At 72.2% G+C, this 2,029-nt stretch carries 2 protein-coding genes; both read left to right on the top strand.

Annotated elements, in window-relative coordinates; translation table 11 throughout:
- The first annotated feature begins 174 nt into the window (after positions 1–174).
- Entirely contained in the window at positions 175–831 is a 657-nt protein-coding gene (locus tag AC27VN_RS39885) for a response regulator (protein ID WP_057593551.1), read from the top strand.
- Positions 828–2,029 (top strand): sensor histidine kinase (locus tag AC27VN_RS39890; RefSeq protein WP_490880272.1); only part of this gene is annotated, 1,202 nt, incomplete at its 3' end. The genes AC27VN_RS39885 and AC27VN_RS39890, both read left to right, overlap by 4 nt.

The raw sequence follows: 2,029 nt of genomic DNA on the forward strand, positions 1-2,029 counted from the left end.
GCGCCCGGCGCCTAAGCACCGTCTAAGTATTCGCCCTTAGTCTGCGCCGCGGCGCAGGCACTACCGATCATCCCGTTCGCGTGCTACCTTGCGGCCCGGACCCGATGCCCCCTGGCGCACGGCCGTGCCGCAAGGCGGTGCGGCGCTTTCTGCGTGATATGAGGAGTCGCTGCGATGCGCGTTCTGCTGGTGGAAGACGATGAAATGATCGGGCGCAGCCTGAAACAGGCGCTCGAGGGCGCGGGCTGGTCGGCCGACTGGGTGCGCGACGGCGAGCTCGCGCAAAGCGCGCTCGGCGATGGCGGCTACACCTGCGTGCTGCTCGACCTGGGCCTGCCGCGCCAGGACGGCACCGAGGTGCTGCGCCGCGCGCGCGAACGCGGCGATGCCACGCCGGTGCTGGTGCTCACGGCGCGCGACGGCCTCGACGACCGCATCCACAGCCTCGATCTCGGCGCCGACGACTACCTGCTCAAGCCCTTCGAATTTCGCGAATTGCTCGCGCGCATGCGCGCCATCGTGCGCCGCCGCGACGGCGCCGCGCATTCGCTGGTGGGCAGCGGCGCGCTGCAGCTCGATCTCACGACGCGCGAGGTGGTGGTCAACGGCAACCGCGAGGCCCTGACCGCGCGCGAGTTCGCGCTGCTGCATGCGCTGCTCGAACGCCCGGGCGCGATCCTCTCGCGCGAGCAGCTCGAGAACCGCATCTACGGCTGGGGCGAAGAGGTCACGAGCAACGCGATCGACGTGCTGATCCACGGCATGCGCCGCAAGCTCGGTGCCGAGTCGATCCGCAACGTGCGCGGTCTCGGCTGGCGCGTCGCCGCGTGACGGGGGAGAAGGGCGGCTGGCGCCGGCCGCGTTCGCTGCGCACCCAGCTGCTGCTGTGGCTCATCACGCTGCATCTCGCGGCGGCGGTGCTCACGGCCTGGTTCTCGTTCCTGGCCTACGGCAACCTGGTGCACAACGCGCTCGACGACCAGATGCGGCTGGTGGCCGAGTCGTACGCGGGCGGCGACCAGTCGCGCACGCCGCGCCTCTTGAACAGCGATGCCGTGCTCGAGCACGGCGCCTTCGTGGTGCAGATCTGGAGCCCCGACGGCAGCCGGCTGCTCAGCAGCTCCTGGCCCGACCTGCCGATGCCGCTGCAGCCACGCCCGGGCTTCGGCGACCTGCGCACCGGGCCGCAGCCCTGGGCCCACTGGCGCGCCTTCACGGCCGAGCCCGGCACGCATGCCGACCAGCGGCGCGTGCAGGTGCTGCAGAACGAGGACTACCGGCGCCAGCGCGCCCTGCGCCGCGCGCTGCTCGAGGGCCTGCCGATCACGCTGCTGCTGCCGGTGGCGCTGCTCGCGCTGTGGCTGATCGTCTCGGCCGCTTCGCGCTCGCTGCGCGCGGTGGCGCGCGACGTGGCCTCGCAGGACGAGCGCAGTCCCACCGACCTGCCGCTGGCGCGCGTGCCCGACGAGATCGCGCCGCTGGTCGCCTCCTTCAACCACCTGCTGGGCCGCGTGCGCAGCGCCTTCGCCACGCAGCGCCGCTTCGTGCAGGACGCCGCGCACGAACTGCGCACGCCGATGGCCGCGATCGGCCTGCAGATCGAGAACCTGCGCTCGCACATCCCGGCCGGCGAGGCCACCGAACGCTTCAATCAGCTCGAGGCCGGCGTGACGCGCGCCAAGCACCTGATCGAGCAGCTGCTGAGCCTCTCGCGCCAGGACGCGCCGCGCCGCGCGACGGCGCGCGAGGCGGTCGACATCGAGGTGCTGCTGCGCGAGAGCGTGAGCCAGCTTATGGTGCTGGCCGATGCGCGCCAGGTCGACGTGGGCTTCGAGGGCAGCATCGCGCCCGTGGTGTTCGCGCCCGCGGCCGAGCTGCGCAGCGTGTTCGACAACCTGATCGACAACGCGCTGCGCTATGCGCCCGAGGGCGGCGTGGTCGACGTGAAGCTGCATGCGGTGAGCGGCCACGGCGTGGTGGACGTGCTCGACAACGGGCCGGGCATTCCGGCCGATGCGATGGCGCGCGT

It is taken from the genome of Variovorax sp. 20P10.2.4 (assembly GCF_058244205.1).